Genomic DNA, 19,765 nt, shown 5'->3' with positions numbered 1-19,765 from the left:
TGACAGCCAGCCCACCGAGATCGGGGAGCTGGCCGTGGATGACTCACTGCTTGGGTTGCAGCTTCATCTCTTGCAGATACTCCAGCACCTGGGTTTTGTAATCCGCCTGATAGGAGAACTTGGTGCTGTCGCACGCCGCGATCAGGTTCACCGCAGTGCAGAACAGGGTGGCTGCCAGCAGCCCCTTGCCAACCCACTGCGGATAACGGCGGCTCCAGCGCACCAGTAACAGCAGGATCGGGAACAGGGCGTAGGGGAAGATCAGCATCAGGTGCCAGTAGTTGAAGATGATGGGCGAGAGCGCCGCACTCACCAGCACCGCCAGCACTGCCGCCAGTGCATAGAGGCCGAGCCAGCTTTCACCATCCACCTCAGCCCGATCACTGCGCAGCAGACGCGGCTTGAGTTCACGCCACAGCTGCCAGTTGGCCTTTGCCGCCAGCAGCAAAGTCGCCGAGCCTACCCCGTAAATCACCACCCGCCACAGCCAGACTGCCGCCATCTGCAGGTATTCGTGCCCCGCCAACCAGATGAACTGGGTATCGTTGACCAGCTTGCTGGCAAACAGCCAAGAGCCGTAACGCAGCCAGTAGAGCACTGATTTCAACACCGGATAGACGTGCACCAGCCCCCAGCCGATATAGCGCTGGCGCGCCTCGGGATCGACGTTTTGAGTGATATGGCTGTTGCTCATCACTTCCATAGCGTAGGGGATCAGGGAGGCACCGATCAGCAGGGTAGCCACCACCACCCCGCTCCAGCTCACCTTGAGAATGCGGCGCCAGAACAGATAGGTGGACATTACCGCCAGCAGCGGCCAGGAGTAGTGCAGCTGCATCGCCATGCCGATGGCCAGCAGGTGGACGATCATGTGCCAGAAGGAGGCCCGCTCGCGCATATGCCAGGCCGACCAGCAGTGCATGGCCGAGAAAAGGAACAGATAGGAGGGGTTGTAGAGCAGACTCTCGTACTGGAACCAGGGGTTAAGCCAGCAGAGCACCAGAAACAGCAGGCGCACCCTGTCATCAAACACCTGACGGATCACCGCATCAAACAGCAGGAATCCGACCAACCGCATCGCCAGCAGCAACACCATGGGGGCATAGGGAGAATCCCACAGCAGCAGCGGCCCGCCGATCAGCCAGGCCGACAAGCTCCCCGGCACATTGCCCACCGCACTCGCCGCATTGCCATAGCTGAGCCAGACCCCCTCATAGGCTCCAAGGTAACCCTTGTCGAGCATCTGGGTCTGATCGCCGGTGAGGAGTTGGTGATCGGAAAACAGCCAGGAGAGCAGCAGCCCGGCAAATATACAGGCCGCGAATAATGCGTTATGGTAGCGCCCACTAAGACCAATCATTGATCCACACCTATTGAAAAAATTGCTAACGACTTTAACAGTTGCCACCTGATTTTGCTCGTTTACGATTCACATTTTTAGTAGATTTACCAGTCAGTTATGAGACCCGCGGAGCAGTTATGACCCCACCAGTTAAAAAGTTTTTATTCATTGTTGAAGACTTGTATGGTGGTGGTGCGGAAAAGGTTTTGCTCAATACCGCATCATTGCTAAAAGATGCCGGTGCCGATGTTACCTTGTTTACCTTGCGGGAAAAAATCGATCATACGTTGCCCGACAATATTCATCCTATCGATCTTGGCATTGTCACAAAACTGACCAAAGCCATATCCAATATCGCGGTTGAAAAAATACAAGCATCGCTGATCCTGAAAAGAATCAAAGAGATTTCACCTGACGTAATTATCTCATGCTCATGTGATAAAATTACCAGACACCTGCCCGATACACTGAATATCTATTACTGGATCCACGGCAATGTCACCGGTTTTGCCAAAGACAATGCCAAAGGATATGAAAAATTCAAGCGCTTCTATAATGGCAAGAAACTGATCTGCGTATCTCGTGGCATCGCGGACGACATTTTACAAAATGTAAAAGCCACACCCAAATCGTGTCAGGTTATCTACAATCCGTTTGATATCGAGAAAATTCAGGCGTTGGCTAATGAACCTTTCAGCAAGCCATTCGACAAGTATTTTATCCATGTCGGCACCTTTGAAGAGCGGAAACGCCACGATCGTCTCTTGCAGGCATATAAGCTAAGCGGCGTTGCTACGCCACTCGTCCTGATGGGCAAAGGGGCGCGACGCCCTCATATTGAAGCCATGATCGAGAAGATGAACCTTGCCAACAAGGTGAAGATCATCGACTTTCAGAAGAATCCCTACCCCTATATCAAAGCTGCCCAAGCACTCATCCTGACATCAGATGCTGAAGGATTGCCAACAGTACTTATTGAAGCACTTATCTGCCACACACCGGTTATCAGTGTGGATTGTCCATCTGGACCAGCTGAGATACTTATTGATGACTTGGCATATTTTTTATCACCACTAGATAAAAACAATCAGATAGCAAAAAATATAATAACACTGGACAAATTTAGGTTCACTATAGAATCAAAGCACTATCAAAAATTTTCTCAAGAAAACACTATAAATAAATTCAAGACACTATGAACCCATAATTAAATGCGGTCTTCCAAGACCGCGTACTAACTCAAGATAGTAATTTTTCACAACCACGAAGTAGTTCATTAATATTAAAGTTGTTTAAGTCAACCTCACTTCCATTTGCATCACTGAACAATATGCTAATGTTGGGTTTGTCGGCTGGGAGCCATGGGTTGAATTCTGTATTATTCCTTGGAAAGATGGCTATTATATTTTTATTAAGGCCATCTCCAATGTGAACCAATGCCGTATCAACAGATATGAGCGTTTTACAGCATCGGATATGTGATATCGCATCATAAATTGTAGTTATATTCTCAACCACACTGACATTATCCATGCCTTGAGGCTTCATTAATAATGCAACATTACGAGTGCCAGGTGAACTCAGGATGCCAAACCTTTTATTTTTAAATTTTTCGGCCAAATTAGATAGTGTTTTATTGGCATGCTCAACAGTTAATGATTTATTTTTTGTACTCCCAAATGGATTAAATAATACATCATACGGCACAATGCTATCATCTGTAGTTTTTGGAATCACATACGATAAATCAACGTCATTAACCCCAATCTCATTCAGTACAAAAGCATATTTATTAGCATAAGATATATTTTTTGTCACATTACCCATCTTGCCATTAACTAACTCAAGGTCATCGTCCAAAGAAAAAACCATTCCAGGCCTAAGCAGGCGGATAAAAAACATATCCTTCATACTCATTCTATCGACCAAATGAATAACTGCATCTACATCACCAATGCTTTTGGCAAGTTTATATAATGAAATATAACCAGGCCTCTTTGGCAAAGAGAAAACTTTAGATGCTAAAAATTCATCCTGATATAAAGATACGAGGGATGGAACCGTCAGCACAGTTACATCAAAATTAGATTTTACGGCCTCCCGAAAGAAAAAGGATGAAACAATAGAGTCACCCCATTTAGCATCTAGTCGCATAACAAGAATTTTTTTAACTCTTCGACTAGTTATTTTTTTGTCAAAAAAAAGCATTCCTATCTTTCTTCTGACATCATCCCGCTTTTTTTGCAAATAGCGAATAAGTGTTTTAACTTGCCTTTTCATATAGTCTACCAATTGGTTATCTGCCATAAATAGTGGTATCAAACCAGCCAGAATCAACACAACACGGTTCAACCCCACTGGAACGAAGATGGTGTAACTGAGGTCTCCCACTAAGGAAGTCAGCAGGCATTCTGACAGGCAAACCATGTTTAATCAAAGCTTCTGCACCTTTCAAGGTAATCATATATGCAGCTGTCGAGTAAATAGCTCTTCTAGATTTTTTACTTGGTCGGCGATATCTAACCAATCGATACCCTTCTGACAGTTTCCTATATAATGGCCAATGTTTTGCTTTCCCATGATGCAAAAAAACAAGATCAGAATTGTCAATCCGTATTATTTCTTCAATAATTTTCCTAAAATGAATATGCAATTTAGCATCATCTTCAACTATGAGGCACCTCTGAATATTTTCCTTTACCATTTTCTTATATATTTCGATATGGCTTAAAGCACATCCGATCTCCCCAGGCGTAAGTCTTTTACCCCACTCACGCTCTGCCTGAGCGTTATCGACATAAGTAACCAAGTGGTCAGGTATATCATGCCCATTTACCGCATCAAAAAAAGAAAATTCTAGCCCCATAAATGCCATTTGATCAGATATAGATTTTTGTCTGTCAACACTTTTCTTCATACTAACAACAAATATCGGCAGCATCGTTACCCCCTACCATAATAAATCATCTATTTTTCAATATAGTTTTTATCTAAAAGGTCATTTTTATAAAAACAAAACATCATACTCAATACATATAAATACAGCACACTCTGATGCTCAAACGGAACATCACTCATCCCGCTGATAACAAAGCATAATGGCAAAAATACACCTGACGATAATCCCCCCCACTCTTTCCATGCCCACCATATCGGTAGACCAAGAAACAACAAAAGTACTACTCCCCCTACAGCACCACGAATGATGAGGCTTTGCATGTATTGGTTATGGGAATGGGTCAATTGAGAATCAAGCAATAAGGGGGTGCTAACTCCTGACTCCACCAGAGATTGCTTCGTGATATCAAATCCGTCCGTCCCTACTCCAATTACAGGGGAGGTTAGAAAGCCTTGCCATGCCCCCTGCCATGCAACCAGACGTAGCCCCCAAGAGGTTCCATAAACCCCCTTCTCTGCATTGCTTATATCGGAAATACTGGCCTGAACACGCTCTTGCAACACGGAACTCTGGTTGTAAAAAAATGCACCACTGCCCAGTATTAGAAGCAAAAACAAAATATATTTGAGCGGTTTTTTCATCGCCTTAACAAGCACAATCAAACCAACAATCGTCATAAATGCTAGCCAAACACCGCGGCTCTGAGAAGCATAAAGACTGTAAAGTGCCATCAAGACAGATAACAAAGCCCCCACCTTCTCCCATCTGGCAATAGATGTCTCTTTGTATAGCCCCCAAGCCAACAGCGCTATCACCAAACTTGCCTGTGAAAACAGTATCGCATTGGTAAATCCCTCAACCCTATAGATGCCATGAGACTGTTGCCACAGGCTGATCAAACCCATTCCTACTCCACCCGCAATGATGGCGTATCGACTAACTTTTAGAACGATTTCTCTCCTCGGTACCAAGAGGCCAAATAAGACGACATAGACCAAACTACGCATCACACCATATTGATCACCATGAATGAGACGGTTAATAAAAATAAACGCGGCATACCCAAGAAAAAGCCATAAAATGCGACGATCATGTAGCCCAACATCCCTACTCTTCCCGATGATAAGATTAACGATACCAACCAAAATCGAGATAACCAACATATTGGCAAGAATAGTCTTACCATCTGGTAGCAAAAAAAGCCCACAAAATGTAAATGCCAACGTGGCAGAAAAAAGCACTGTGGTCAGGCGATCAAAAAAGACCTGAATAACTGGCAGCATAAATCACTTCCTGAAGACATAATTCCCACGAATTTTGCGCCACAATCCGAACACATCGGTTCGGGGGAAGATAGCAATCCGGCGGATCTGGAAAGGGTCCTGGTGCATCGCTTTGGGGCCACTATTGGTAGCGACAGCAAAACGATACCCGGCGGCGATAGCCTGCTCCTTGGCACTCTCGTTCATATCTCCGTAAGGGTAGGCAAACGAGAGCAGCGGATGGCCAAGCAGGGCCTCCAGTTGGCGTTTATTCTCCTGAATTTCATGGGCTTGTTGTTCGGGTGTGAGCTTGCTCAAGCGGGGGTGAGTCAGGGTATGACCCCCAATCTCCACATGACCGCTAGCGGCCAGCGCCTTGACCTGCTCACCACTCATCAATGAGACCTTGGTATCCGGATTGGTCGGATGATCCACATCCCAACGGTTATAACCTTCGCCGGTGACCACGTACACCACAGCTTTGTAACCATATTTTTCCAGCAGTGGCAGCATGCGGGTCAGATTGTCCTGATAGCCGTCATCGGCAGTGATCATCAGGTACTTCTTGCCGTATTGCAGACGGTGGATAAAGCCTTTGTCCGCCAGATCGCGGAACGTCAGGGTTTCGTAGCCGAGCCACTTCATCAGGCGCAGATGCTTCTCGAACATGGTGATCGGCATCCAGGTACCGTGCACCCCTTTCTCGCTATCCTGCTCGATAAAACGGTGGTACATGATGACCGGCATCTCGCGGCGCAGTGTTTCGACTACGGCATCCTGATAGATGGTTTCGAGGCCGGATACTACCCCCTGCAAGCCATACTCATCTTGAATGCGTTGCCGAATGGCTTCCGGCACCGTCTTGCTGGCCAGGGCGGTCTCGATTTCTCCCTTCAGGGCAGCAAAATCGATAGCCAGATCCTTGGGGCCGATATCGCCAAAATTACTCGCCAGAGCATCATCCAGATTCTGTTCGGTCACCAGACCAATGGCCCTGGCTTCACCAATGGCAAAGGCGGGTCGACCACAGAGCAGTGCTTCCATCGCCACCCGACCGGCACCTATCACCAAATCGCTGCCAGCCAGCAGAGCGGGCACATCATCGACATAGCCAACAAACTCGGCGCGTCCTTCGAAACGGGCAAAGCGCTCCGGCACCTTGGTACCGCTGACAATCCGTACCTTGCAGGCATCCAGATCGAGCACTTCATCGAGCAGACGGTAACAGAGCTCCCCTTTGGGGCCGCTCAAACGGCCAATGATGGCAATCACCGGCTTTGGGTTGTCCGGCGCAGGCACAGGCTGGAATTTGTCGGTTTCAATACCGTTGCGCAGCACCTGCACGATCGCGGGATCGACCCCCAGATTGTCGACAATCTGATGGGCAATATCCTCACAAACGGCAACTGCCCGATAGCCGAGAGCATGGAATGCCTTGCGCGAAGCGTGCACCGGCTGGCGACCATGAACCGTGGTGATCATCGGGGTGCCAGTCAGCTTGCAGGCCACATAACTGCTCCAGCCGGAGGCGCGGGAGTGAGCATGCACCAACTGGATATGGTGCTTTTTGATGAGATAGATAAGGTAGAAGACGTGCCAGAAGCGGCGCAGAATGCTGCGCTTGTTGAATCTCAGCTTGAAGACTGGGCCAAGCGTCGGCTTGGTCAGAGTATCTGATACATAAAAGACGTTGTGACCACGCTGGGTCAGTTCGTTACCGACCGTGGTGGCATAGACCTCAGCTCCCGTTACCTCGAGCTGGGAGAGTGCCATCAATATATTCATCGCGCGGTTACCCGGTAGATAAGAGAGGAACGGCAAGCAGCCACAGAGACCAGAAACCGGAAGCAGGCGAGTGCCCACTTCCGGTTTTGCGCTCAAACTGCCGCGTTGTGCTCACCTGTTAGCGGTTGAGCCAGGCCATGTAATCCGCTACCCCTTCGGCAACGGTTTTGAACTCGGCGTCATAACCCACGCTGCGCAGCTTGGTCATATCAGCCTGGGTGAAGCTCTGGTAGCGGCCCTTGAGGTGATCCGGGAAGGGAATGTACTCAATGGCTCCCTTCTGATGATGCTTGATCACCGCTTCGGCCACGTTCTGGAACGGCTCGGCACGGCCGGTACCGCAGTTGAAGATGCCGGAGTGTTGCGGGTTCTGCCAGAACCAGAGGTTTACCTTGCAGACGTCATCGATATAGATGAAGTCACGCATCTGGCCACCGTTCGGGAAGCCATCGCAACCTTCGAACAGCTTGGGATTCTCGCCCTTCTTCACCTGGGTATTGAGGTGGAAGGCAACGGAAGCCATGGAGCCTTTGTGCTGCTCGCGCGGGCCGTAGACGTTGAAGTACTTGAGGCCGACAACCTGAGAGTTGATCTCCGGCATCCAGCGGCGCACGTACTGGTCAAACAGCTGCTTGGAGTAGCCGTAGACGTTGAGCGGCTGTTCGAACTTGGGATCTTCGATGAAGTTGTCATTGCGGCCACCGTAGGTCGCGGCAGAAGAGGCGTAAATAAACGGGATTTCACGCTCGATGCAGTAGTGGAACAGATCCTTGGAGTACTCGTAGTTGACCTCCATGATGAACTTGCCGTTCCATTCGGTGGTGGCAGAGCAGGCACCTTCGTGGAAGATCACCTCGATGCCGTTGTCCCACTCTTCAAACTCGTCACCGGAGACGATCCGAGCCTGAAACTCGTCTTTGTCCATGTAGTCAGCGATGGTCAGATCGACCAGGTTGACGAACTTGGTGCCGTCGGTCAGGTCATCAATGACCACGATATCGGTCCGTCCTTGAGCGTTCAGCTGCTTGACCAGATTGCTGCCGATAAAGCCAGCACCGCCAGTTACTACGATCATGGAGTTTGCCTCTCGTACGTTGATGGCTACATGTGACTGCTTGTTAAAGCTGTGTATAGTGAGCCAATTTGAAATTGCCGAAAAGTTTATCACGGGCCGTCCGGGGATTCGACCTTGTTCAAAACTGCCCCGAGCGGAACCTGTTGGAGGAATGAGTGATGAAAACCAGAGACAGGATCATTCACAGCGCGACCGAGCTGTTCAACGATCAGGGTGAACGTAACATCACCACCAACCATATTGCGGCGCACATGGGCATCAGCCCGGGCAACCTCTACTACCACTTCCGCAATAAAGAAGACATCATCCATTCCATCTTCGACCAGTATGCCCGCCACCTGAGCGAGAGCTTCGTCCCGACCCGCAACCGTGAGATCACCCTGCAGGATCTGATGGGCTATCTGGATGCCATCTTCTATCTGATGTGGCAGTTCCGCTTCTTCTACGCCAACCTGCCGGACATCCTGAGCCGTGACGAACCGCTGCAACAGAAGTACCTCAAGGCCCAGGAGCAGATGCGCTCCTCCGTGGTCGCGCTGCTCAGAAGCCTGCGCGAAGGGGGCATCATCGATGTCAGCGATGAAGACCTGCCGGATCTGGGCCAGACCATCAAGATGGTGGTGACCTGCTGGATCCCGTTCCAGATTGCCCAGGCCCCCAACACCCGCATCACCAAACCGCTGCTCTATCAGGGCGTGTTGAAGGTGCTGTTCCTGCTGCGCCCTTATGTGCAACCCCAGGTGGCCGGACAGATCCAGCAGCTGGAGCAACACTACCGTCAGCTGGCCCAACCAACTGGGTGAGATCTGTTTCACATTTGTTGAATATCAGCACAATCATTTGAATTTACCGCAACAGATTGCAGTAAAATGTCGCCCTCTGTTGATACGCAGCTGAAATAGCCAATAAGGATCGAGGATGTCTAACGGATTCTATCGTCACCTGACCGAGCAACTGAACCAGGTGCAAGCTGAAGGGTTGTACAAGCAGGAGCGCATCATCACCTCCGCCCAACAGGCCAGCATCGCCGTCGGCGGTGAGCAGGTACTGAACTTCTGTGCCAACAACTATCTGGGATTGGCCAACCACCCGGATCTGATCGCCGCCGCCCATCAGGGACTCGACAGCCACGGCTTCGGCATGGCCTCGGTACGCTTCATCTGCGGCACCCAGGATCAGCACAAAGCGCTGGAGCAGAAGATGTCTGCCTTCCTCGGCACTGAAGACACCATCCTCTACTCCTCCTGCTTCGACGCCAATGGCGGCCTGTTCGAGACCCTCTTCGGTGCCGAAGATGCCATCATCTCCGATGCCCTCAACCACGCCTCCATCATCGACGGCGTGCGGCTGTGCAAGGCCAAGCGCTATCGCTACGCCAACAACGACATGGCCGAGCTGGAAGCCCAGCTCAAGCAGGCTGACGCCGATGGCGCCCGCTTCAAGCTGATCGCCACCGACGGTGTCTTCTCCATGGATGGCGTCATCGCCGACCTCAAATCCATCTGCGATCTGGCCGACAAATACGATGCGCTGGTGATGGTGGATGACTCCCACGCCGTCGGCTTTATCGGCGAAAACGGTCGCGGCACCCATGAATATTGCGGCGTGATGGATCGGGTCGACATCATCACAGGCACTCTGGGCAAGGCGCTTGGCGGCGCATCCGGCGGCTATACCTCCGGCAAGAAAGAGGTGATCGACTGGCTGCGTCAGCGCTCCCGCCCGTACCTCTTCTCCAACTCGCTGGCCCCCTCCATCGTTGCCGCCACCATCAAGGTGATCGACATGCTGGCGGAAGGTCACGACCTGCGCGCACGTCTAAAAGAGAACAGCCGTTACTTCCGCGAGCGGATGAGCGCCGCCGGCTTCACTCTGACAGGCGCCGACCACGCCATCATTCCGGTGATGCTGGGGGATGCCAAACTCGCCTCCGAAATGGCGAGCCGCATGCTGGCAGCTGGCATCTATGTGGTGGGCTTCTCCTTCCCGGTCGTGCCCAAGGGTCAGGCCCGCATTCGCACCCAGATGTCTGCCGCCCATACCCGCGAGCAGCTGGACAAGGCGATCGATGCCTTTATCCGCATCGGCCGTGAACTCGGCGTTATCTGATTTGAATCAAGGGGCTGCAGCCCCTTTTTTCTGCATTCATATTGAAGGAACAGCCATGAAAGCACTCTCCAAACTGCACAAAGAGGTCGGCATCTGGATGACGGATGTACCGGCCCCCGAGCTCGGCCACAACGACCTGCTGATCAAGATCCGCAAAACCGCCATCTGCGGCACCGATATCCACATCTACAACTGGGACGAGTGGTCCCAGAAGACCATTCCGGTACCCATGGTGGTCGGCCATGAATATGTCGGCGAAGTGGTCGCCATCGGTCAGGAGGTGCGCGGCTTCGCCATCGGCGATCGGGTCTCCGGTGAAGGGCATATCACCTGCGGTCACTGCCGTAACTGCCGCGCTGGCCGCACTCACCTCTGCCGCAACACCATTGGTGTTGGCGTCAACCGCCCGGGCGCCTTTGCCGAGTATCTGGTGATCCCCGCATTCAACGCCTTCAAGCTGCCGGACAACATCCCGGACGAGCTGGCCGCCATCTTCGACCCGTTCGGCAATGCGGTGCACACCGCCCTCTCCTTCGATCTGGTGGGTGAAGATGTGCTCATCACCGGGGCAGGCCCCATCGGCATCATGGCCGCCGCCGTCTGCCGCCATGTGGGTGCGCGCCACGTGGTGATCACCGACGTCAACGAATACCGGCTGGAGCTGGCCCGCAAGATGGGCGCCACCCGCGCGGTCAACGTGGCCAAGGAGAAGCTGGCCGACGTAATGAGCGAGCTGGGCATGACCGAAGGGTTTGACGTGGGGCTGGAGATGTCCGGCGTCCCGAGCGCCTTCCAGGAGATGCTCGACAAGATGAACCACGGCGGCAAGATCGCCATGCTCGGCATCCCCCCCTCCACCATGGCCATCGACTGGAACAAGGTGATCTTCAAGGGGCTGTTTATCAAAGGGATCTATGGCCGCGAGATGTTCGAGACCTGGTACAAAATGGCCAGCCTGATCCAGTCCGGGCTGGATCTCTCCCCCATCATCACCCACAGATTCCACATCGACGAATTCCAGCAGGGGTTCGATGCGATGCGTTCCGGCCACTCCGGCAAGGTGATCCTGAGCTGGGATAAATAACCCTTTTCACCCCTTGGTTACTCGAAACCCGGCGAATGCCGGGTTTCTTTTTATCTCCACCACCCAAATTGCCGTGATATCGGCCAAAACTTTGTACGCAGAGTGTTTAACACTTCACACACAAGCGTTTAAATGGCTGTAACTATTCGGTTATAATCCCGTCGTTTACATGGATAATAAAAGACTGCTGGGAGTATATGAGCGTGTTGAAAAAACTGAGCTATTTGCTGGCTGTCGGGATGACGGCCGCCAGCTTGTCTGGGGCAGTGCTTGCTGCCGATGAGATGTCACCGGAAGCCATTGCCGAGCGGATCAAACCAATCGGTCAGGTCTATACCGCCAAGGATTTGGAAGGTATTGCCGGCGCGAGTGCTGCACCGACGGCGGCCGCCTCTTCCGGTCCCCGCGATGGCGAAACGGTATACAAGGGCGCCTGCTTTGCCTGTCACGACACTGGCGCCGCCGGTGCCCCCAAACGGGGTGACAAGGCAGCCTGGGATCCTCGCATCGCCCAGGGCATTGATACTCTCAAGAAACATGCCATTGAAGGCTTTACCGGCAAGTCCGGCATGATGCCTCCGCGCGGCACCTGTGCGAACTGTAGTGATGAAGAGATTGAAAACGCCATCCACTACATGATCGACAAGCTGTAAGTATTTGAAAGGGCCGCAATTGCGGCCCTTTCAATCTATCGGCTTCCGACTACTCTTGTAAGGTAGACATATCGGGAGTTGCACATGTCGGCCCAATCCATCGAACCCCACTACTCAACTCCTCTGTTGGCGTTGGTCTCTGCCATTATGGACTTCCCGGCGCCACAAACCGCCACGTCTGACGATTACGATGCCCTGATCCAGCAGATTGACCAACTCTGCCCGCTGCAACATTTCGGCATGCTGGGCCTCTCCGATACCGGTCTGAACTGGCTTTACGCCTACAAGGTCAGCGACATCTTCAAGCAACAGCTGGGCCGTGAGCAGTCCCGCATCACCGATCAACTCACCCAGCTGGATGAGGCCGAAGGGTGGTGCGTCTTCCCCATCGAGCATGGCCAGATACAGTGGTTGCTGGCGCGTGGAACCCCAGCCGACCTGCCGACCCTGCGCCTGCTGCTGGAGTGTCTGGCCAAACGGCTGACCGAAACCCAGGCGGGCTCCCATCTCACCGAGCTCCCTTCGCCGCTAATCCGCAAAGACCCGAACTGGAAAAAGAAAATCGAGAGCATCAGCCGCATCATGCGGCTCGCCAATACCCTGCCGGCTCAGGCGCTCTTCTCCCAGCTGGAAGCGGTACTGCGCCAGATGCTCACCATCGAGGACATGCTGCTGGTCAGGCTAACCAGTCAGAAGCTGGAAAAGATCTACCCCGCCCATCCCCATCAGGGAGACGAGTTCATCAGCGGCTTGTGCCACAGCACCAGCAATATCGAGGTGAGCAGGGAGTCACGCTACTGGCACAGCATGCCGCTGCGGCTGCAACAACAGTACTTCGCCCACTTCATCATCAGCACGGCTCAACCGCTGGAGACCGACGACAAGCTGTTTCTCGACTTCCTGCGTGGCCAGCTCACCCTGCTGCTGGAGCTGAGACGGATCCGCCAGCAGCTCAACGACATCAATACCGAAGACTCCATCAACCAACGGCTGCAACAGCTGCGTCAGACCAACCTCAGGCTGCAAAAGCAGCTCAAGCAGCATCAGGAGCTGGAACGGCGGCTGCAATTCGATGCGCTTCACGACCCGCTGACTCAGCTGCCCAACCGTGCGCTGTTGATGAACCACCTCAACCACGCCATGACCCACTACAACCGCTACAAATCGCCGGGATTTGCGGTGATTTTTATCGATGTGGATCACTTCAAGCAGATCAATGACACCCTGGGCCACAGTGCTGGCGATCAGCTGCTCAAAGAAGTCAGCCGCCGCCTGCAGACCTGCATCCGACAAAACGATCTGGTGGCCAGACTGGGGGGCGATGAGTTCGTCATCTATCTGGACAGCAGCAAGAGCGACGATGACATCAGCCCGGTGCTCAACCGCATTATCAGCCGTCTCTCCTACCCGTTCCGGCTACTCGGCAACGAGTTGAGCATTACCGTCAGCCTGGGGGTATCGAGCGTCTCCGAGCAAACCTCAGATATCAGCCAGCTGCTCCATCAGGCCGATCTGGCTATGTATCAGGCCAAACGCAATGGCCGCAGTCGCATCGTCAGCTACTCGGATGATTGCATCAACCAGAACTGGAATTCGCCGGAAGAGATGCTGGCCAGAGCCCTGCGGGAGGGGCGTATCGTCCCCTATTTCCAACCGGTGATTCGGCTGCAGGATAGCCGCCTGACCGGACTGGAGGTGATGGCGCGCTGGCTGACCGAGGAGGGGATTCTGAAGGATGCGTTCGACTTTATTCCGCTGGCAGAGCAGTGCGGCCTGATTCTGGAGCTGGATTACCAGATCCTGCGCCACACCTGCCAACAGCTGAAGAACTGGCTGCCAATCTCCGGGCAGGGCAAGTTCAAGGTCGCCATCAATCTGTCGGGCAAGCATCTGGTCAACCATGACCACATCATGCGGCTGATGGGAATTATCGAAGAGGAAGGGGTCGCCCCCGGCTATCTGATTTTTGAATTCAACGAGCGGGAGCTGTCGCGGCAAGATTCCGATGCGCTGGCATCCCTGCATGACCTGAGGGCCAAGGGTATCCAGATCAGCCTCGATGATTTCGGCACCGGTTTCTCCTCCCTCAACGCCCTGTTCCACTTCCCGGTGGATTACATCAAGGTGGATGACAGCTTTACCCAGCGGATGCTGCAATCGCCCAAAGATTTGGCGCTGATCCGCGCCATGCGGGATATCTGTCAGGATCTCGATTACACCCTGGTAGTCGAGGGGATCGAGAACCAGCAGCAATTGCAGAAGCTGATTGATATCGGCTGCCGGATGGGGCAAGGACGCTATATCTCACCGCCCATGCCGGGAGCAGACATAGTACCGCTACTGACCCCGGCCAATCCTTAGGGTTAATCCTTCTTGAACAACGCCCGCAGGTTGGCAACACCGACCTGCCCCTTCTGCTGGCGCTCCTCGGCAGTCACCTTCTTCTGGTTTTCCCATTCAAGATCATCCTGCGGCAGCTCCAACAGGAAGCGGCTTGGCTCCGGACGTACCGACTCGCCAAACTGACGCCGCTCCTTGCAGAGGGTGAAGGTCAGTTCGGTCTGAGCCCGGGTGATCCCCACGTAGGCGAGACGCCGCTCCTCCTCCACATTGTCCTCGTCGATGCTGGTCTGGTGGGGCAGCAAGCCCTCCTCCATCCCCACCATATAGACATAGGGGAACTCCAACCCCTTGGAGGCATGCAACGTCATCAACTGCACCTGATCGGCGTCGTCCTCCCCCTCGTTGCGCTCCATCATGTCACGCAGGGTGAGGCGAGTGACCACCTGAGCCAGCGTCATCGACTCTTCCAACTCATCTCCTTCCAGCATCTCGGTGATCCAGCGATAGAGAGTAGAAACGTTCTGCATCCGCATCTCGGCCGCTTTCGGGCTGGGGGAGGTCTCGTAGAGCCACTCTTCGTAGTGGATCTCCTTGATCATGTCCCGCACCGCCTCCACCGGATTGCCACGCAGCGCTTGATCGCCAAGGCGTACCAACCAGTTGGTGAAGGCCTGCAGGGCCACGAGGCCGCGGCCGGAAAGGTGCTGCTCCAACCCCAGCTCGAAGCTGGCGGCAAACAGGCTCTTGCCGCGCTGGTTGGCGTATTGGCCAAGCTTTTCGAGGGTAGTGGGGCCAATCTCGCGGCGCGGCAGGTTGACCACCCGCAGGAAGGCGGTGTCCTCATCCGGATTCACCAGCAGCTTGAGGTAGGCCATGATGTCCTTGATCTCGGTGCGGGAGAAAAACGAGGTGCCGCCGGAGATACGGTAAGGAATCCGGTTGGTCATCAGCGCCTTCTCGAAGATGCGCGACTGATGGTTGCCCCGATAGAGGATGGCGTAATCCTTGAACCGGGTGCGGTTCATAAACTTGTGGCCCATCATCTCGGCAGCGATCCGCTCCGCTTCGTGCTCCTCGTTCTTGGCGAACAGCACCTTGAGCTTCACCCCCTCATCCAATTCGGAGAAGAGCGCCTTGTCATAGACGTGGGGGTTGTTGGCGATCAGGATGTTGGCGCACTTGAGGATCCGCCGCTTGGAGCGGTAGTTCTGCTCCAGCTTGATCAGCTTGAGGCTGGGGAAATCTTCGCTCAGCAGCACCAGGTTCTGCGGCTTGGCACCGCGCCAGGAGTAGATGGACTGGTCATCGTCCCCCACCACGGTAAAACGGGCCCGCTCGCCGACAATCTGCTTCACCAGCTCGTACTGGCTGGTATTGGTGTCCTGGTATTCGTCGACCAGCAGATAGCGGATCTTGTTCTGCCAGCGCTCGCGCACCTCCTGATTGCTCTTGAGCAGCAGGGTCGGCATCACGATGAGGTCGTCAAAATCCAGCGCGTTATAGGCCACCATCTGGCGGTGATAACGCTCATAGAGCTGGGCCATCAACACCTCGTCCGGCCCGCGAGCAATACGCATGGCGCGGGCGGGCAGGATAAGATCGTTCTTCCAGTTGGAGATTTGGCTGATAAGGGCCGAGAGCTTGTCCTTGTCGTTGTCGAGCTCGTCTTCAGTCAATTCTTTCAGCAGCGCCAGCTGGTCGGTGTCATCAAATAGGGAGAAGTTAGCCTTGAGATTCAGGCTCTTGTGCTCCCGACGAATGATATCGAGACCCAGTGTATGGAAGGTGGAGACCATCAGCCCCCGCGCCTCCTTACGTCCCAGGGTCTGGCCGACCCGCTCCTTCATCTCCCGCGCCGCCTTGTTGGTAAAGGTGACCGCAGCGATGTTGCGCGCGTTATAGCCGCACTGCTGCACCAGATAGGCAATCTTGTTGGTGATGACACGGGTCTTGCCCGATCCGGCACCCGCCAGCACCAGGCAAGGGCCGGAAACATACTTGACCGCTTCGTTCTGATTGGGGTTGAGCTTCATGGGCCGGATCTCTTGGCTTATGATGAGGGGCGGCATTGTACCAGAAATCACCCGACGAGCCGCACCTGCTGCACAGCAAGCAACCGCCCATCGGGCTTATCGCGCCTTGTGTTTGAGCGCTATTTTCAGGATCATGGCCGACCTTTCGAGATGATGACTTTTTCCAGATGATGAGGGGAGCATGAATCAGCAACAGCATGACCAACTGCGCAGCCAGTTTCCGGCCTTGGCGCAGGAGGTAAACGGCCACCCTCTGGTCTATCTGGACAATGCCGCCACCACCCAGAAGCCGCACGCTGTACTGGATGCCATCGCTCACTACTATGGGGTCGACAACGCCAACGTGCACCGTGCCGCCCACGCCCTGAGTGGCCGCGCGACCCGGGCCTTCGAAACAGCCCGCGAGACGGTCGCCCGCTTTATCAATGCGCCTCGCTGCCAAGAGGTGATCTGGACCCGCGGCACCACGGAAGCGATCAATCTGGTTGCCCAGAGCTGGGGGATGAGCGAGCTCAAGGCGGGGGATGAAATCATCCTCAGTACGCTGGAGCACCACGCCAATATCGTCCCGTGGCAGCTGGTTGCCCAGCGTACCGGCGCGGTGATCCGGGTTATCCCCCTCGATGAGCGGGGCGATCTCGATCTGGCCGCCTATCACACCATGCTGGGGCCACGCACCCGGCTGGTAAGTGTGGCCCACGTCTCCAATGCCCTTGGCACTGTCAATCCGGTCACCCGGATGGTGGCTGCCGCCAAAGCGGTTGGCGCCGTGACGCTGATCGACGGCGCCCAGGCGGTGGCTCATCTCGAGGTGGATGTGCAAGCCATCGGCTGCGACTTCTACGCCTTCTCCGGCCACAAGCTCTATGGCCCGACCGGCATCGGTGTGTTGTGGGGCCGCACCGAGCTGTTGGAGCGGATGCCGCCCTGGCAAGCCGGTGGCGAGATGATCGATCGGGTCAGTTTCAGCGGCACCACCTTCAATACCCTGCCCTTCAAATTCGAGGCGGGCACCCCCCATATCGCTGGCGCTATCGGCCTCGCCGCCGCCATCGACTTTGTGATGGGGCAAGATCGGCAATCGCTTGCCCAGCATGAGCAAGCGCTGACCGACTATCTGGTCGCTGGCCTGCAACAGGTGCCGGGGCTGCGTCTGGTCGGCGAACCTGGCCAACGCGCCGGTGCTGTCTCTTTCTTGCTCGACGACATCCACCCGCAAGATGCTGCTACCCTGCTCGACATGCAGGGGATCGCCCTGCGAGTCGGCCATCACTGCGCTATGCCGTTGATGGAATCACTCGGGATCGGCGGCACCATGCGCGCCTCGCTGGCCTGCTACAACAATCGGGACGATGTCGACGCCCTGCTGGCCGCCCTGCACAAACTCAGTGACTTCTTCTAAGGCAGACAAACGAATGAGTGACCTCGCAAGCTATACCCAGATTGGCCTTGAGCCCAACGCCGACGCCATCCGCCAGCAGTTTGCCGCCGCCCACGGCTGGGAGAACCAGTACCGGCTCATCATCCAGCTCGGCAAGCAGCTGCCAGCGCTACCCGCCGAATGGCAGCAGGAGGAGTTCCGCCTCAAGGGGTGTGAAAGCCAGGCCTGGCTGAAGGGAGAGCAAAGCGAGGATGGCTGCTGGCACTTTGCTTGTGATTCCGATGCCCGGATCGTGCGGGGCCTTATCGTCATCGTGCTGGCGGCGCTTAACCATCAATCGTCTGCGGCGATCCAGGCTTTTGATATGGAAGGGTATTTCAGCGAACTTGGGCTTGAGAAACACTTGAGCCCGTCACGAGGTAACGGGCTCAGAGCGATCGTGCTGGCGATCCGGGAACAAGCGGTCTAACCCGCCTTGTTCAGTGGTCGATTAGGCTTCGCCAATCGCCCCTACTTCTTCATTCCCGACCTCTTTCTCGGCGCGTGTCCCCCGCTCGGCAATCTTCTTCAATACCCGGGACGCGGCAACCAGCCCAAAGGTTGCCGTCACCGGCGTCACGGCGCCAAAACCGGAGGCGCAATCCATCTTCATAGTGCCATCGCTGGCCGCCTTGGCCTGACAGGTACCGCCATTGCCATCCGGATAACTCAACTGCTCGGTTGAGAAGACACACTCCACCCCGAATTTGCGCGCCGGATTCTTGCTGAAGTTGTGCAACCGGCGCAGGTCGGAGCGCACCTTGGCGGCCAGCGGATCCTGAATGGTCTTGGCCAGATCGGCCACAGTGATCTGGGTCGGATCCATCTGCCCTCCGGCACCACCCGCCACAATCACCGGGATCTTGTTGCGCTTGCAGAAGGCAATCAGCGCCACCTTGGCCTTGACCGAGTCGATGGCATCCACTACATAGTCAAACTCCCGCTTGATATGCTCGGCCAGGTTACCGGCGGTGACGAAATCGTCTACCTCGATCACTTCGCAATCCGGATTGATGGAGCGAATGCGCTCGGCCATCACCTCGGTCTTGAGGCGACCAACCGTCCCCTTCATGGCGTGGATCTGGCGATTGGTGTTGGTGATGCAGATATCGTCCATGTCGATCAGGGTGATCTGGTTGATACCGGCACGGGCCAGCGCCTCCGCCGCCCAGGAGCCAACGCCGCCGATCCCCACCACACAGACCTTGGCCTGGCTAAAGGAACGCAAGGCGTTCTGACCATAAAGACGGGCAATGCCCCCGAATCGCTGTAGATATTCTGCTTTCATACCACCACCTTGCTTGAGGGCGGCCATTATAACGGCAACCAGAGCCAGCGGCGATGGCATAACCGGAGAAAATCGGGGAGGGAAAACAGAGAAAACGGCGGAGAAGAGAGAATGAACGGTCAATTATCAGACTATTTGCTGAATTACAGGCAATAAAAAACCCCGCTCATTGAGCGGGGTTTCTTGGATTGTGTGCCTGGCAGTGTCCTACTCTCGCATGGCGAATGCCACACTACCATCGGCGCTACCGCGTTTCACTTCTGAGTTCGGCATGGGATCAGGTGGTTCCACGGCGCTATGGCCGCCAGGCAAATTCTTCAATCTGAAAAGCTGACGTGAGTAGTGATGTTGCGCCTGGCTTGTCACTATCACTGAATTTTGAGTAGTTCGCTTGGTATCTGTTACAAGCCTTAGAACACTTCTTGGGTGTTGTATGGTTAAGCCTCACGGGTAATTAGTATGGGTTAGCTCA

16 protein-coding genes and 1 rRNA gene are annotated in these 19,765 nt (G+C 54.4%); 8 read left to right on the top strand and 9 right to left on the bottom strand.

Translation table 11 applies throughout. From position 1 onward, the window contains the following. Positions 1 to 43: 43 nt before the first annotated feature. Positions 44 to 1,243, bottom strand: a complete 1,200-nt coding sequence (locus AB5Y84_RS10865) for a 3-deoxy-D-manno-octulosonic acid transferase (protein WP_368176929.1) — start codon at positions 1,241 to 1,243, stop codon at positions 44 to 46. A gap of 236 nt (positions 1,244 to 1,479) precedes the next feature. On the opposite strand from AB5Y84_RS10865, the gene AB5Y84_RS10860 reads away from it, so the two are divergent. Further along, complete coding sequence (locus AB5Y84_RS10860; RefSeq protein WP_368176920.1) at positions 1,480 to 2,541, top strand: glycosyltransferase; 1,062 nt, start codon at positions 1,480 to 1,482, stop codon at positions 2,539 to 2,541. Between the two features lie 40 nt (positions 2,542 to 2,581). Here the strand turns inward: AB5Y84_RS10860 and AB5Y84_RS10855 are convergent, their stop codons facing one another. The 5 genes from AB5Y84_RS10855 to rfaD form a co-directional block, all read right to left on the bottom strand. Next, positions 2,582 to 3,682, bottom strand: a complete 1,101-nt coding sequence (locus tag AB5Y84_RS10855; protein WP_368176919.1) for a glycosyltransferase family 9 protein — start codon at positions 3,680 to 3,682, stop codon at positions 2,582 to 2,584. After that, positions 3,639 to 4,283 (bottom strand): glycosyltransferase family 25 protein, encoded by a 645-nt coding sequence (locus tag AB5Y84_RS10850; RefSeq protein ID WP_201906034.1) that lies wholly within the window; start codon positions 4,281 to 4,283, stop codon positions 3,639 to 3,641. Before AB5Y84_RS10850 ends, AB5Y84_RS10855 begins: the two co-directional genes overlap by 44 nt. Before the next feature lie 26 nt (positions 4,284 to 4,309). Continuing rightward, positions 4,310 to 5,524 carry an O-antigen ligase family protein gene (locus AB5Y84_RS10845; RefSeq protein ID WP_368176918.1) on the bottom strand — a complete coding sequence of 405 codons (1,215 nt, stop codon included), beginning with the start codon at positions 5,522 to 5,524 and terminating at the stop codon, positions 4,310 to 4,312. 3 nt (positions 5,525 to 5,527) lie between these two features. Further along, positions 5,528 to 7,288, bottom strand: coding sequence for a polysaccharide deacetylase family protein (locus AB5Y84_RS10840; protein ID WP_368176917.1), 1,761 nt, complete (start codon positions 7,286 to 7,288; stop codon positions 5,528 to 5,530). Between the two features lie 118 nt (positions 7,289 to 7,406). Next, a complete protein-coding gene (gene rfaD, locus AB5Y84_RS10835) occupies positions 7,407 to 8,363 on the bottom strand; it encodes an ADP-glyceromanno-heptose 6-epimerase (protein WP_005340846.1) in 957 nt (318 codons plus the stop codon). Positions 8,364 to 8,521: 158 nt separating this feature from the next. Here rfaD and AB5Y84_RS10830 point away from each other — a divergent pair, with 158 nt between their 5' ends. The 5 genes from AB5Y84_RS10830 to AB5Y84_RS10810 all read left to right on the top strand — a co-directional run bounded on the left by AB5Y84_RS10830 (position 8,522) and on the right by AB5Y84_RS10810 (position 14,570). Further along, complete coding sequence (locus tag AB5Y84_RS10830; protein WP_368176916.1) at positions 8,522 to 9,166, top strand: TetR/AcrR family transcriptional regulator; 645 nt, start codon at positions 8,522 to 8,524, stop codon at positions 9,164 to 9,166. Positions 9,167 to 9,281: 115 nt separating this feature from the next. Beyond that, a complete protein-coding gene (locus AB5Y84_RS10825; protein ID WP_368176915.1) occupies positions 9,282 to 10,472 on the top strand; it encodes a glycine C-acetyltransferase in 1,191 nt (396 codons plus the stop codon). A gap of 55 nt (positions 10,473 to 10,527) precedes the next feature. Further along, positions 10,528 to 11,556 (top strand): L-threonine 3-dehydrogenase, encoded by a 1,029-nt coding sequence (gene tdh, locus AB5Y84_RS10820; protein ID WP_005340852.1) that lies wholly within the window; start codon positions 10,528 to 10,530, stop codon positions 11,554 to 11,556. Positions 11,557 to 11,753: 197 nt separating this feature from the next. After that, positions 11,754 to 12,209: a cytochrome c5 family protein gene (locus tag AB5Y84_RS10815; RefSeq protein ID WP_041234042.1), complete on the top strand. Its 456-nt coding sequence runs from the start codon at positions 11,754 to 11,756 to the stop codon at positions 12,207 to 12,209. 84 nt (positions 12,210 to 12,293) lie between these two features. Next, positions 12,294 to 14,570, top strand: coding sequence for a bifunctional diguanylate cyclase/phosphodiesterase (locus AB5Y84_RS10810; RefSeq protein WP_005355671.1), 2,277 nt, complete (start codon positions 12,294 to 12,296; stop codon positions 14,568 to 14,570). Positions 14,571 to 14,572: 2 nt separating this feature from the next. On the opposite strand, the gene rep is transcribed toward AB5Y84_RS10810, so the two are convergent. Beyond that, positions 14,573 to 16,585 (bottom strand): DNA helicase Rep, encoded by a 2,013-nt coding sequence (gene rep / locus AB5Y84_RS10805; protein ID WP_201976650.1) that lies wholly within the window; start codon positions 16,583 to 16,585, stop codon positions 14,573 to 14,575. 181 nt (positions 16,586 to 16,766) lie between these two features. On the opposite strand from rep, the gene AB5Y84_RS10800 reads away from it, so the two are divergent. Next, a complete protein-coding gene (locus AB5Y84_RS10800) occupies positions 16,767 to 17,987 on the top strand; it encodes a SufS family cysteine desulfurase (RefSeq protein ID WP_368176914.1) in 1,221 nt (406 codons plus the stop codon). Between the two features lie 13 nt (positions 17,988 to 18,000). Continuing rightward, positions 18,001 to 18,435: a SufE family protein gene (locus AB5Y84_RS10795; RefSeq protein WP_167565158.1), complete on the top strand. Its 435-nt coding sequence runs from the start codon at positions 18,001 to 18,003 to the stop codon at positions 18,433 to 18,435. 21 nt (positions 18,436 to 18,456) lie between these two features. On the opposite strand, the gene tcdA is transcribed toward AB5Y84_RS10795, so the two are convergent. Next, on the bottom strand, positions 18,457 to 19,293 hold the full coding sequence (tcdA, locus tag AB5Y84_RS10790; RefSeq protein WP_368176913.1) for a tRNA cyclic N6-threonylcarbamoyladenosine(37) synthase TcdA: 837 nt from the start codon (positions 19,291 to 19,293) through the stop codon (positions 18,457 to 18,459). Between the two features lie 194 nt (positions 19,294 to 19,487). Further along, positions 19,488 to 19,602 (bottom strand): 5S ribosomal RNA (gene rrf, locus AB5Y84_RS10785). Between the last annotated feature and the right edge of the window lie 163 nt (positions 19,603 to 19,765).

Source organism: Aeromonas sp. s11 (assembly GCF_040907945.1).
GTDB classification, from domain to species: Bacteria; Pseudomonadota; Gammaproteobacteria; order Enterobacterales; family Aeromonadaceae; genus Aeromonas; species Aeromonas veronii.
Note: the sequence above shows the minus strand (reverse complement) of the source record. Positions and strands in the feature narration are given on the sequence as shown.